Annotated in this window: 10 protein-coding genes; 6 read left to right on the top strand and 4 right to left on the bottom strand. The window is 43.2% G+C overall.

All coding sequences use genetic code 11. The features are described from left to right. Positions 1-150: 150 nt before the first annotated feature. Entirely contained in the window at positions 151-1,140 is a 990-nt protein-coding gene (locus ACM0OT_RS21515; RefSeq protein ID WP_414543513.1) for a GntR family transcriptional regulator, read from the top strand. Positions 1,141-1,216: 76 nt separating this feature from the next. Continuing rightward, the gene (locus ACM0OT_RS21510) at positions 1,217-1,888 is read left to right on the top strand and encodes a nitroreductase family protein (protein ID WP_414566431.1); all 672 of its coding nucleotides are present in this window, start codon (positions 1,217-1,219) and stop codon (positions 1,886-1,888) included. Here ACM0OT_RS21510 and ACM0OT_RS21505 read toward each other — a convergent pair. The 4 genes from ACM0OT_RS21505 to tig all read right to left on the bottom strand — a co-directional run bounded on the left by ACM0OT_RS21505 (position 1,885) and on the right by tig (position 6,777). After that, positions 1,885-2,805: an alpha/beta fold hydrolase gene (locus ACM0OT_RS21505; protein WP_414566430.1), complete on the bottom strand. Its 921-nt coding sequence runs from the start codon at positions 2,803-2,805 to the stop codon at positions 1,885-1,887. The two genes, ACM0OT_RS21510 and ACM0OT_RS21505, sit on opposite strands and share 4 nt — an antisense overlap. A gap of 205 nt (positions 2,806-3,010) precedes the next feature. Continuing rightward, positions 3,011-4,351 (bottom strand): ATP-dependent protease ATP-binding subunit ClpX, encoded by a 1,341-nt coding sequence (gene clpX, locus ACM0OT_RS21500; RefSeq protein ID WP_414566429.1) that lies wholly within the window; start codon positions 4,349-4,351, stop codon positions 3,011-3,013. 9 nt (positions 4,352-4,360) lie between these two features. Next, a complete protein-coding gene (gene clpP / locus ACM0OT_RS21495) occupies positions 4,361-5,059 on the bottom strand; it encodes an ATP-dependent Clp endopeptidase proteolytic subunit ClpP (protein ID WP_414566428.1) in 699 nt (232 codons plus the stop codon). Positions 5,060-5,361: 302 nt separating this feature from the next. After that, positions 5,362-6,777, bottom strand: a complete 1,416-nt coding sequence (tig, locus tag ACM0OT_RS21490; protein ID WP_414566427.1) for a trigger factor — start codon at positions 6,775-6,777, stop codon at positions 5,362-5,364. Positions 6,778-7,444: 667 nt separating this feature from the next. On the opposite strand from tig, the gene ACM0OT_RS21485 reads away from it, so the two are divergent. From ACM0OT_RS21485 to ACM0OT_RS21470, 4 genes are all read left to right on the top strand, one after another. After that, complete coding sequence (locus ACM0OT_RS21485; protein WP_414566426.1) at positions 7,445-8,488, top strand: aspartate-semialdehyde dehydrogenase; 1,044 nt, start codon at positions 7,445-7,447, stop codon at positions 8,486-8,488. 163 nt (positions 8,489-8,651) lie between these two features. After that, positions 8,652-9,536 (top strand): 4-hydroxy-tetrahydrodipicolinate synthase, encoded by an 885-nt coding sequence (gene dapA, locus ACM0OT_RS21480; protein WP_414566425.1) that lies wholly within the window; start codon positions 8,652-8,654, stop codon positions 9,534-9,536. A 354-nt stretch (positions 9,537-9,890) separates the two neighbouring features. Beyond that, on the top strand, positions 9,891-11,663 hold the full coding sequence (locus ACM0OT_RS21475; RefSeq protein ID WP_414566424.1) for a ribonuclease J: 1,773 nt from the start codon (positions 9,891-9,893) through the stop codon (positions 11,661-11,663). Positions 11,664-12,326: 663 nt separating this feature from the next. Further along, positions 12,327-12,704: a Mo-dependent nitrogenase C-terminal domain-containing protein gene (locus tag ACM0OT_RS21470; RefSeq protein ID WP_414566423.1), complete on the top strand. Its 378-nt coding sequence runs from the start codon at positions 12,327-12,329 to the stop codon at positions 12,702-12,704. Positions 12,705-12,736: the final 32 nt, after the last annotated feature.

Below are 12,736 nucleotides of genomic sequence, written 5' to 3'. Positions count from 1 at the left end.
CTCTAGGCTATTACTAGTCAAAAGTTATCAATTAGCAAAAGTGTGTGCATGAGAAATTTGTCCTCCAAAATTCCCTGTGTAAATCAAATATTTGACACGTAATTAATGCACCTAGTCACTTGCTCTTATTAGTATTCAAGAGGTTTGGTGATGATTCAATTCCGTATTCAGCCAGACAGTGAAATTCCCGCATCAACCCAACTGTTTAATCAAATTCGGTTTGCGATCGCTTCTCGGCAATATCCACCTAGTTACAAGTTGCCAAGCACAAGAGCATTAGCTATGCAAACTGGGTTACACCGTAATACCATCAGTAAAGTTTACCGCCAGTTGGAAGAAGACGGGTTTGTGGAAAGTCTAGCTGGTTCGGGAATTTATGTGCGCGCCCAGGGTCATGAAGGCGGTAGCAGGCTACAATCACCCATTGTAAAAAAACAACATCCTGAAGACGCATATAAACTGGTGCAGCAAGCCCTGGATGAGATGCTGTCTCAAGGTTACTCACTCAATCAAGCGCGAGAGCTATTTTTAGCAGAAATTGATTGGCGTTTGCGTTGTAGCGCCCAAGTGCTGGTTGCAGTACCGACTCATGACATTGGTGCTGGGGAATTGATGGTGTATGAGTTGGAACTGGCTTTAAAAATACCAGTACAGTTGGTAGCCATGGAAGAACTAACCGCTGTACTAGATAAAACTAACTCAGCAACAGTAGTCACAAGTCGGTATTTTATCGGTGATGTGGAAGCGATCGCTGCCCCGAAAGCTGTACGTGTGATTCCTCTGGATATTTACGATTACACCAAAGAACTGAATCTGCTAAAAACCTTACCCAAGGAAAATTGTGTAGGTATAGTCAGCCTCAGTTCGGGAATCGCTCGCGCCGCAGAAGTCATTCTTCATGGTTTGCGAGGAGATGAACTATTGGTGATGACTTCCCAACCCAAAGATGCTTACAAACTGCAAGCGATCGTCAAGCGGGCTGAAGTCATAATCAGTGACCAAGCTAGTTTTCCGGCTGTCCAAGCGGCTGTGCAAGCATCTTTAGACGACATTATTCGTCCACCTAAACTGATTAAAGTGGAAAATTACATTGGTACTAGCTCAATTAACTTGTTAAAACGCGAACTAGGCTTGAGTTGACCCATAGGTAGAAGAGAAAGAATTTAGATAGGAGGAAGATGGTATAGGCCACACCTTTAATGAATAACTCAGAATTATGTTTGTAGAAATGCAACCTTATGTCGGTTTAGTAGAAGCAATCAAGCAGCGCCGTGCAGCTAGGTCTTTTAAAAGCGACGTGATTCCCCCGGCAATTTTGCAAGAAATACTTGAGTTAGGAATACAAGCACCATCAGGCTTTAATCTCCAGCCTTGGCGATTTATTGTGGTCAAGGAGCAAAAAAATAAAGATAAACTCCAAGAATGTGCTTTTAACCAGCGCCAAGTAGGAGAAGCACCAGTTGTGTTGATTTGTTGTGGCGATCGCCGTGCCGATAATGTGGATAATATCGATGCTGTCATCCATCTAGGGGAAGAGAATGGGATGATGACCGATAACTTCGCCAATTATATGCGTTCTAGCATCCCCGAATTTTTTACTAATCATCCCAACTTTGCTTCAATGGAAACTTGGACTAACCGTCACACGATGTTAGCGGTAGCTTATATGATGATTGTGGCGAAAAGCTTTGGTGTGGATAGCTGTCCAATGGAAGGATTTGTCAGCAATCAAGTCAAAGAAGCATTCCAAATTCCAGAGGAAGTGGATGTTTGTTGTTTGCTAGCACTTGGTTATGCTGATGAACCAGCCAAGCAATACGGCGGACGTTTTCCTCTTGACCAAGTTTATTTTAATGAAAGCTACGGCGAACCTTTTGGACTAAGTTAACCCGGCTGGGCTTCTGGTGTGGGAATATGCAAAAACTCTCGCACCCGTCGCAAGTAAGTTGGTGCATCTTCCAACATGGGAAAATGCGCTGTATGAGGAATCATGGCAAATTCAACTTTGTTACTTTGTGCTGCTGCTACCCGCCCCATCTCAGCCGGAATAATTTGGTCATACTCCCCAGCCACTAACAAAATCGGTACTTTCAGTTTGGCAAACTCTTGTGGCATTAATTCCGATTGTGCCTTACTGACTGAAGTAAAAATTGTACCTAAGGCTGCATCATAATCTGCTTCGAGAAAATCTCGTAAAAACGCCTGACGTTCAGTCTTGGGTATAGGGCTATGTAAAAATCTTGCCATAAACATCCGGTCAACAAATGGTATTTTATCTAACCATTTGGGACGAAATTTAACTACGTAGCCACCAAATTTGTGAAAAGCAGTAAAAGCTTTTTCGTCATATTCAAAAATACCACTACAAGTCAAAATTCCCCGTTCCACTCGTTGGGGATAGCGGTTGATAAATAATGTAGCGATAGATGCACCCATTGAATGAGCATTAATATAAACGCGTTGGAGATGCAACTCATCTAGCAAAGTTGTCAAATCTTCAGCATACTCTTCTAATTCATAGGTTAGCTCTTGAATAGCTGCTGATTTTTCTGGTGTTGACTCAGACTCAACTACAGATTCACTGGCTTGGGCGATGGTAGGTTTTCCCTGAGAGCGCCCAAATCCCCGTAAATCATAGAGTAAACAATCAAACTCATCTACTAAAGCATCAGCTGTACTTTTCCAGTACCTAGCTGAACCAGCCCAACCATGAATAAACACCATGACTGGTTTTACCCCAGATGCAGATGGTTTTTTCACCCATTCATAGTAGTGTTCTACGCCACGAACAGTAATATAAGACATGTTTCAAAAATTAAATTGCAAAAGTTTAATATTTTTGCAATTAAACCACAAGTTAGTCACTGATAATTTGTGGTTTAGACGACCCTGATAACTCTAAGGGACTGAAAAATACAAAAATAATCAATTGTTTTGATTAGCAGGGGGAGCAGGGGGAGAATAAATCTGATAGTCGTATAAGTCAAAAATGACTAATGACTAATGACTATTAAGCCGATTCTGGCTTCGGTAGAGAAGACGGGTGTACTATCAGTTCAGCCGTTGAGCGCTTCTCGACCATTTCTCGTGTGACTGTGCAACAAGTTACATCCTTCCGAGATGGTAACTCATACATGACATCGAGCATTAGTTCTTCGACAATCCCCCGTAGCGCCCTAGCACCAGTTTTGCGGCGGTAGGCTTCTTGAGCGATCGCCCGCAAAGCATCTGGTTTAAAGTCCAATTGGACATTATCCATCTTCAGCAGCTTTTGGTATTGTTTCACCAAGGCACTGCGTGGTTCGGTCAAAATCGCCATCAGGGCTTCTTCATCCAACGGATCTACCACTGCTACCATGGGCACACGTCCGATAAATTCGGGAATCATGCCAAACTTTACTAAGTCATCTGGTTCTAGATGACGGAGAGTATCCGCAGCCCGCTTTTCTTTGGATGGAGTTTCTCCCGGTTGTACAAACCCCATTGACTTTTTGCCTGATCTCTGCTCTACTACCTTTTCTAAACCGACGAAAGCACCGCCACAGACAAATAGAATATTACTGGTATCAATTTGGATGCAGTCTTGATAAGGATGTTTACGTCCTCCCTGGGGCGGGACATTGGCGATTGTCCCTTCTAACATTTTCAACAAAGCTTGTTGCACGCCTTCACCAGAAACATCGCGTGTAATCGAAGGGTTCTCACTTTTGCGGGCAACTTTGTCAATTTCGTCAATGTAGATAATCCCTCGTTGGGCTTCTTCTACATCCAAATCTGCTACTTGCAACAGTCGCAGCAAAATATTTTCCACATCTTCCCCTACATACCCTGCTTCTGTTAGTGTTGTGGCATCAGCTACAGCAAAGGGTACATCCAAGATTGTTGCCAGGGTTTGTGCCAAAAGAGTTTTACCGCAACCAGTGGGGCCAATTAACAGGATGTTAGACTTTTGCAGTTCGACTGCATCGTCTGCGGCATTTTTTCCACTGCCTTTAGATTGCAGGACTGCCAGCCGCTTGTAATGGTTATAAACTGCAACTGACAACACTTTTTTGGCTTCGTCTTGACCAATAACGTGTTCGTCTAGATAATTTTTAATCTCTCTGGGTTTGGGAATTTGATTAAATGAGAGACTGGAAGAGCGGGTACGGCGTTTTTGAGGTGGTTCTGACCTTGGTGCTGGTGGAGACGCGGCACTGTTTGTGTCGAGTAACTCCTCATCAAGTATTTCATTACACAAGTCAACGCATTCATCGCAGATGTAGACTCCCGGCCCTGCGATTAATTTACGCACCTGCTCTTGAGACTTGCCACAAAATGAACATTTTAAATGGGAGTCGTACTTAGACATACCAGCCTCTTATTTCAGAATGGTGACGTTTTCCCCAGCGGTGGGAAGATTTTGTCTGGAGATGACCTGATCAATCAAACCGTAATTTTTCGCCTCTTCTGCCGACATAAAAAAGTCGCGTTCAGTATCTGCCTCAAGTCTTTCTAAACCTTGACCAGTATGATGAGCCAGTAACTGATTCAGTTTAGCCTTAACGTAGAGAATTTCTCTTGCCTGAATCTCAATGTCAATTGCTTGACCTTGAGCGCCCCCCAATGGTTGGTGGATCATGATCCGGGAGTCGGGTAGAGACATACGTTTACCAGCAGAGCCTGCTGCCAGTAGGAATGCTCCCATGCTGGCGGCTAATCCAAAACATATAGTAACAACATCGGGACGGATTTGTTGTATTGTATCATAGATTGCCATGCCTGCGTAGACGGAGCCACCTGGAGAATTAATGTACAGCTGGATGTCCTTTTCTGGATCTTCGGCATCTAGAAAGAGCAATTGAGCCACAATTGAATTGGCAACAGCATCTTCTATGGGCGTGCCCAAAAATATAATCCGCTCTCTCAACAAGCGGGAGTAGATGTCAAAAGCTCTTTCTCCCATTCCTGACTGTTCTACCACCATAGGCACAATATTAGTAGGGCCGCTCAAGTGGGAGTGTATTTTTATTTGACTAACACTGCTAATGGGGTCATTTCCCGACTGCGATAAAAGCATATAAGAACATTTGACAATAATTTAGGACAGGTTTGGCAGCGTTGATGGCTGCCTGCTTAACGGATGCAATTTAATTTGAGCCATGTGTTAACCATTATGCCTCATCCATATTGCTCTCGTGTAAAGCTGCATCTAGCTCAGGCGATCGCACATGGCTCTTGTTGTTACAGATTCTTGACATCTTGCACATTAAGTCAGTGCTGAGTGCTGAGTAGGAAAAATTTTTACTCAGCGAGAAGTTGCTAAGAGGAGCTACTGCGGGGGGTTTCCCTTTGAGACAACTTCCATAACTCAGCACTGAATCAAGTATTAGTTTCGGCGCTTACTTCCTCAGTCTGAGGTTCAGTTGTTGCTGATTCTGCTGCTGTTTCCTCTTCTGCGGGGCTTAAAGAGCCTTCGGGGACAAGTTCGACGGTGGAATGTGCGAGCAGCCAATCGACGATTTTTTCAGTTAACAGTTCGTTTTCTACCACTGAACGTACTCTCACTGGGTCAATGTCTTGGTCTGCATACTGTTCCAAGAGTTCATTGACTCTGGCTTGAATTTCGTCAGGTGTCAATTCGATGGACTCACGTTTACCGACTTCCCGTAATCCCAAAGAACGTTTGAGGCGTTCAATGGCCTCATCGCGCGATCGCTCACGTAATTGCGGAATAATATCTTGGGTAAACAACTTTCTCACATCTAATCCCTGCTGAGACAGTCGCATTGCTGTTTGCGTCAGCATGGCATCAATTTCTTGATCAATTAGCGTTTCTGGCAAGTCAACTTCTACGTACTTCAGCAGTTCCCCTAACAATGCTTCCTGCTGGTTTGATTTGGTTTTTTCCTCGGCTTCTTTTTGATATCGCTCTTCTAAAGACGCCCGTAATTCAGCCAATGTATCAAAGTCACTGACTTCCTGAGCAAAGTCATCATTCAACTCTGGGAGTTCTTTTTCTTTTAATTCGTGTAGTGTCACCGTAAAAGTTGCTGGTTTTCCCGCTAATTCTTCGTCAGCATAAGGATCTGGGAACTGAGCAGAAACTTCTCTGGTTTCTCCAGGATTCATGCCTATCATGCCAGAAACAAAGCCAGGAATAAATTTATCTTCTTGCAACTCCAGTTGAAAATCTGTGGCTTCGGCCCCCGGAATTGGGGTGGGTTCGGCTGTTTTGTCTTCGCCTTCGCCTTTGGCCAGTACACCTTTAAAATCAACTACGGCGACATCGCCAATTTGGGCTGCACGTCCTTCTACGGGAATCAATGTGGCTAATTCTTCTCGTTCTTTTTGCAGGACTTCTTCGACTCGACTGGAATCATGCTTGATTTCTTCGGCTTTGGCTTGTAACTCGGTGTACTGTACCAGATTAACTTCTGGTTCGACATCTACGGCCGCAGAAAAAGTCAGAGGTTTTCCTGGTTCATAATTATTAATCAATTCCTCAAACGAAGTCCGCAATTGTGGCTGACCAATTGCCGGAATTTCTTCTTGTTTGAGTGCTTTCTCGACACCATCTTGAACCAGTTCTTCCAATGCTGCTGCTTTAATACGAGTTACGCCTAGGCGCTGGAGCAATATCTGCCGAGGCACCTTGCCTTTACGAAACCCAGGAATATTGGTAGTACTAGCTAAGTTTTTAATTACCTGTTCGTAAGTTTGCTTGGTAATTTCTGGCGTAATCTCGATTTCCAAGCCAATTTGGCTGGCGGGAAGTTTTTCCTGGGTAACTTTCATGCTTCGTCTCTATATTTCCGGTATGTTTGGCTCCAATGACGCACAAGAAGCAATTTAACGCTTCTGTGGGTTAATGTTTTTTGGCTGGAGATGGGAGGTACCCACAAGGGATGTTTTAAAGTTCCATATTATATGGATGAGCGCCAATCCAAAAATGCTAACAAAATATCACATTTTCTTCCTGCTACTCTGTGGTAAAAAACCTGGAAGCGTCGGCGCTAATCCTTCGGGGTTTGACAGTCGCTCATGGGGAGCCTGCCTCACCGCGCTGCCTCACCAGTCCACAAGTTGACACGACTGAATCTAGCCGCTCTTCAGTAGATATCCAGTTTACTGCCAATGGCAAAGGTCTTGACACTTTACCTCAATAACTTTACCAGACATGATGTGTAAAGCCCCTGAATTTTATTCGGGGAATATACACCGACCTCAGGTTGTTGTATAATGGTGATATATATAGTATTTTTATAATTTGATAATAAATATTACCGTTACCTAATATGAATGTAAAATAAAAAATTAAACTACCATCTTCAGAAAAGAATTAAAAATCAGAAAAAATTTTTATTCAAAGTTTGCCATAGCTATATTTTCTTTAAATTAACTCAGCATATATTCTGAATTGTTTCAAAAAATCGCACATAACCTCTCGAAGGAGGGAGCTAGTTTGTCAAAATCCTATCGTGTAGCTATTTTGGGAGCAACTGGTGCTGTGGGCACGGAGTTGCTGGAATTACTAGAAAGCCGGCATTTTCCGGTTGCCGATTTGAAGTTGTTGGCCTCGCCGCAAAGTGTCGGGCGATCGCTGCCGTTTCAAGGGGAAAATTTACCAGTAGAAGCAGTAAGCGATCGCGCTTTAGAAAATGTAGATTTGGTGCTAGCTAGTGCAGGTGGTTCCACATCCAAAACCTGGGCCCCCATAGCTGTAGGCAAGGGTGCAGTAGTTATAGATAACTCTAGTGCCTTTCGGATGAACCCCCAAGTGCCTTTAGTAGTGCCAGAAGTGAATCCCTTAGCAGCGGCTGATCACCAAGGTATTATTGCTAACCCCAACTGCACGACAATTTTGATGACAGTGGCAATCTGGCCTTTGCATCAAATCAGTCCCATAAAACGTATTGTCGCCTCAACTTATCAGTCAGCTAGTGGTGCTGGTGCCAAAGCAATGGCAGAAGTCAAAACCCAAGCTAGTGCTATTTTACAAGGACAGCAGCCAGTAGCTGAGGTCTTGCCTTACCCATTAGCATTTAATTTATTCCCCCATAATTCCCCCTTAAATGATGCGGGATATTGTGAGGAAGAAATGAAAATGGTCAACGAGACCCGGAAAATTTTTGATAATCAAGAAATTAGAATTACTGCTACTTGTATACGGGTTCCCGTACTACGCGCTCATTCAGAAGCAATTAATCTAGAATTTGCCCAACCATTTAATCCAGATACAGCTAGAGAAATTTTAAGCCGCGCTCCTGGAGTAAAATTATTAGAAGATTGGGAAAACAATTATTTTCCCATGCCAATGGAAGCCACTGGGCAGGATGAAGTATTGGTAGGGAGAATTCGTCAGGATATTTCTCATCCATGCGGTTTGGAATTGTGGCTTTGTGGTGACCAAATTCGTAAAGGCGCAGCCTTGAATGCAGTCCAAATTGCCGAATTATTAGTAGAAAAAAATCTCCTACAACCAACAAAGGTATATGCTTCTAGCTAAAGAAATAAGAAATAAGATTTCTAGCATATGGCGCTAATTAAGATACAGAAACATCAAATATAATGTGCAGAATACGCTTGAAACAAATTGATTAATAGGTTATTAAAATAGAAAACCACCAAGATACAAAAAAACCAAAAGGGTAATCAGGAGTGAAAACAGGGTGGGAGAATTTGGCAGAGTTTTAACCGCTATGATTACACCGTTCAAAACAGACGGTAGTGTCAACTATGATGTAGCGGCCGAACTAGCAGCAAATCTAGCTAACAACGGTACAGATACGTTGGTGGTATGTGGAACGACAGGAGAATCCCCCACTCTCAGTTGGGAGGAAGAATATCAGCTATTTGTGGAAGTATTGCAAGCCGTGGCAGGCAAAGCTAAGGTGATAGCAGGATGTGGTTCTAATTCCACCAAAGAAGCGATCGCGGCCACCGAAAAAGCAGCTAAAATAGGAGTACATGGTTCCTTACAAGTTGTACCTTATTACAACAAACCGCCACAAACAGGTCTCTACCAGCACTTTCAAGCAATCGCCCAAGCTTGTCCCGACCTACCATTACTGTTATACAATGTCCCTGGACGTACTGGTCAAAACCTCAGTCCAGAAACAGTTGCCCGGTTAGCGGAAATTAGCAATATTGTTGGCATTAAAGAAGCTAGTGGAAATTTAGACCAAGCAAGTGAAATCCGGCGGTTGACACCACAAGAATTTCAGATTTACTCTGGAGATGATTCTTTAACCCTACCCTTGTTAGCCATTGGGGCCAAGGGTGTAGTTAGTGTAGCTTCTCATCTGGTAGGAAACCAACTACAGCAGATGATCCAAGCTTTTAGTGCAGGGAAAGTTGCACTGGCTAGCGAGATTCATTTGCAACTGTTTCCGTTGTTTAAAGCTTTATTTTTAACTACAAATCCCATTCCAGTTAAAAAAGCGCTGAAACTTCAAGGTTGGGAGGTGGGTTCATCTCGTCTACCGCTATGCGAAGCTGATTCAGATGTGAGTGACAAATTAAAAGCAGTTTTGGAAAAACTAGACTTAATCTAGACAGCAGCTTGGGGAATGCTTGCTAACTGAAATAGTTGCCAAAAACGCAGACAACACTTTTTATGTCGATGGAGTAAACCACTCTAGCCTGTGAAGCCATACTGCACCAAAGTAAGAAATGCTATATCAATAATGAGCATAATTTTAAATAATCTACACTTTAAATGCCTGTGCTAAGACTGTCATAGATATATGTTGAATCCTTTAATTTCGAGTCCATTTTATTGAACAAACAACTGAACATCTCACATAAAATTTAGCTGCTTTTAGATAGAAAGCTAGTATTTTTTTCATACAAGATCGCTAAGTTTGAATTTATTAACACCGAAAAACCAACAACAATCTCAGGAGAAAATGGTAAATAACGAAACTAATTCTGCCCTCAAAATTATTCCTTTGGGCGGTTTGCATGAAATTGGTAAAAATACTTGTGTTTTCGAGTATGAAGACGAAATCATCTTATTAGATGCGGGTTTGGCTTTCCCCACAAAAGGAATGCTGGGAGTGAATATTGTCCTACCAGATACCACTTATCTCAGGGAAAATCGTCACAAAATTAAAGGCATGGTCGTCACCCACGGTCATGAAGACCATATTGGCGGGATTGCTTTTCACCTCAAGCAATTTGATATCCCTGTGATTTATGGGCCCAGACTAGCAATGGCCTTGCTAGAAGGTAAATTGGAAGAAGCAGGAGTACGCGATCGCACCGAGTTAAGAACGGTCGCACCCCGTGATGTTGTGCGAATTGGACAACATTTCTTTGTGGAATACATCCGTAACACCCACTCTATGGCTGATAGCTTTACTCTAGCTATCCATACGCCTTTGGGAATAGTCATCCACACAGGTGATTTTAAAATTGACCATACACCAGTTGATGGCGAAAACTTTGACTTACAAAGGCTAGCAGAACACGGTGAACAAGGTGTACTGTGCTTATTGAGCGATTCCACCAACTCAGAAGTACCGGGATTCACTCCTTCGGAACGTTCAGTTTATCCCAATCTTGACCGGGTATTTGGTCAAGCCACTGGCAGATTATTTGTCACCACCTTCGCTTCGAGTGTGCATCGCATCAACATGATTTTGCAGTTAGCACAGAAGCATAACCGTGTCGTATCGGTTGTGGGTCGTTCCATGCTGAATTTGATTGCTCATGCCCGTAACTTAGGTTACATCAAGTGTGAAGATAGCATTTTCCAACCCTTGAATGCAGCCCGTAACTTACCAGACGAAAGTGTCTTAATTTTGACTACTGGTTCCCAGGGTGAACTAATGGCAGCCATGACCCGTATTGCCAACAAAGAACATCCCCACATTAAAATCCGTCAAGGAGATACAGTAGTATTCTCCGCCAACCCGATTCCTGGCAACACTATTGCTGTGGTCAATACCATCGATAAATTGATGATTCAGGGCGCCAATGTAGTCTATGGTCGAGACAAAGGTATTCACGTCTCAGGACACGGCTGTCAGGAAGAACAAAAACTGATGATTGCCTTAACTCGTCCCAAGTTCTTCGTACCTGTTCACGGTGAACACCGAATGCTTGTGAAGCACTCACAAACGGCACAGAGTATGGGTATCCCTGCCGAAAACATGGTACTCATCCAGAATGGTGATGTCATAGAACTGACTCAAGAAGCGATTCGCGTTGCTGGTAAAGTACCATCCGGTATTGAACTTGTGGACACTACAAGTTCTGGTATGGTAAGTGCCAAAGTCTTGCAAGAACGGCAACGCATGTCAGAAGAAGGACTGGTTACCATTGCAGCGGCCATTGATTGGAACGGCAAACTTATGGCCAAACCAGAAATACATATGCGTGGCGTAGTTACCAGTGTAGAGCGATCGCTTGTCCAAAAATGGGTACAACAACGCATCGAAGAAATGCTCAGTGTCCGGTGGTCAGAATTTGCCCAACCCTCTGAAGGCGAAAAAACAGAAGTAGACTGGGGTGGGTTGCAAGGCACATTAGAACGGGAATTGCAACGTTCCATTCGCCGAGAACTGCAATGTCAACCAACGGTGACTTTGTTGATGCAAATTCCTGATGAACCACCTGTGAAGGTTGCTGATGGTAGAAGACGGCGGACTCGCACTACAGCTCAAGTAGCATCATAATCAATCAAACATTGCCGTCACCCTGAAGGATGCGGCTATATAGACGAAGCCTGCCTACGCAGGCTTTTTTTGTTTAACGGAATCACGGAAGTCCCCACTTTCAGCGAAGCAAGGTGGGGATGGACAGTGGGCGGTGACGATTGACCATACTGCCAAAGGTCAAAGCAATCAACAAGCCCAGAAGACTAGGAGGACTATAATTAAGTTAGCCCCAGCACTCCGTAAATTGCCAATTCCCAGACAAACACTGTTTTTTATGAGGCATTGCCAAGGGCCATATATGACCACAGGCCGCTTAATACCTACAATGCTCCGCCTCCCCATCCCCTATTTCTATTGCTAATATTTATACTTAACAAAAATAATTTTCAGATTTGCTTATATTAAATTTTGTAAATGTTACAATAAAACCTGTCCAACGACAGATGTCTTTATTAAAATTTAATCTGTGTCAAGTTACGAAGAAGATTACATTTTTACACTCCCGATCCCGCATAAACTGCGATTAACTTGACGTAGTAATAAATTGGATTCTGACTTAAGTAGTTACTGTAACATCCTATTGTAACTCAGTCAGGAAAACATTTCTCCGGGACAGGTCATTGCCACATTGTATATATTCATCAGAAAGGTGAATAACCTCATTAATACAGAGGAATAACCATGAAGGTATTTGATGATACCAAAAAAAATATTTTTTTCACAAGCTGGGTATCGATCAACCCAACACAGACGAGTAAAGCTCCTGTAACCCAGCTCAACCATTCGGCTCCTAAGTTTTACGGTGATATTCTCCGGCCCCTACGGCAGCGAGTAGAAAGTATTGCGGTTAAAGATCGCCAATTAGCTCATCGTTTGTGCAAACTGATTCCTGCTCAATGTCCCTTTGAGCGTGATGTCAAATTATTCGGCAAAACCCTGTTTCACATCCCCCCCATGTGTAAACTCAATCCCTTATATGAAGAAGTGGTTGGTTTACGCTTCCGCGCACTGTGTTATCTTGCTGACGAATGTGGCGAGGATATTTCTCAGTACTGCTAAATACCAGTGTTGAGTCTTCAGTGAAGAGAGTT

This window comes from Anabaena sp. CCY 9613 (genome assembly GCF_963920895.1).
GTDB lineage: Bacteria > Cyanobacteriota > Cyanobacteriia > Cyanobacteriales > Nostocaceae > Cyanocohniella.
Note: the sequence above shows the minus strand (reverse complement) of the source record. Positions and strands in the feature narration are given on the sequence as shown.

Coding starts and splice junctions, on each gene's coding strand:
- ACM0OT_RS21515 (WP_414543513.1), top strand. CDS start 151: ATGATTCAATTCCGTATTCAGCCAGACAGTGAAATTCCCGCATCAACC.
- ACM0OT_RS21510 (WP_414566431.1), top strand. CDS start 1,217: ATGTTTGTAGAAATGCAACCTTATGTCGGTTTAGTAGAAGCAATCAAG.
- ACM0OT_RS21505 (WP_414566430.1), bottom strand. CDS start 2,805: ATGTCTTATATTACTGTTCGTGGCGTAGAACACTACTATGAATGGGTG.
- clpX (WP_414566429.1), bottom strand. CDS start 4,351: ATGTCTAAGTACGACTCCCATTTAAAATGTTCATTTTGTGGCAAGTCT.
- clpP (WP_414566428.1), bottom strand. CDS start 5,059: ATGCTTTTATCGCAGTCGGGAAATGACCCCATTAGCAGTGTTAGTCAA.
- tig (WP_414566427.1), bottom strand. CDS start 6,777: ATGAAAGTTACCCAGGAAAAACTTCCCGCCAGCCAAATTGGCTTGGAA.
- ACM0OT_RS21475 (WP_414566424.1), top strand. CDS start 9,891: ATGGTAAATAACGAAACTAATTCTGCCCTCAAAATTATTCCTTTGGGC.
- ACM0OT_RS21470 (WP_414566423.1), top strand. CDS start 12,327: ATGAAGGTATTTGATGATACCAAAAAAAATATTTTTTTCACAAGCTGG.